Source organism: Microbacterium maritypicum MF109 (assembly GCF_000455825.1).
GTDB lineage: Bacteria > Actinomycetota > Actinomycetes > Actinomycetales > Microbacteriaceae > Microbacterium > Microbacterium maritypicum_A.
The window spans coordinates 1-373 of record NZ_ATAO01000027.1; the positions used below are offsets into that span (position 1 = coordinate 1).

The following is a 373-nucleotide window of genomic DNA, read 5'->3' on the forward strand; positions in this document are numbered from 1 at the left end:
TCATCGCCGGCCCCTTCTCGCAGTGGCCGGAGTTCCTCGGTTTCGGCGCCATCGACGACCCCGAGCTCACCCGCCGCTTCGCCGAGGTCGTGCGTCGCGAGTACCTGGCCGTCGGCATCCGCACCGCCCTGCACCCGCAGATCGACCTCGCCACCGAGCCGCGCTGGGCGCGGGCCTCCGGCACGTTCGGCCAGAGCGCGGAGGTGACCGGGCGTCTCGGCGTCGCCTACACGCTCGGGTTGCAGGGCGACGAGCTCGGAGCCGAATCGGTCTCGGCCATGGCCAAGCACTTCCCCGGGGGCGGCCCCCAGCTCGACGGCGAGGATCCGCACTTCTCATACGGCCGCGAGCAGGTGTACCCGGGCGGACGATT

General features: G+C 72.4%; 1 protein-coding gene. It reads left to right on the top strand.

Annotated elements, in window-relative coordinates:
• Positions 1-373, top strand: a 373-nt coding sequence (locus tag L687_RS0120735) for a glycoside hydrolase family 3 N-terminal domain-containing protein (protein ID WP_031206709.1), incomplete at both ends; no start/stop codon positions are given.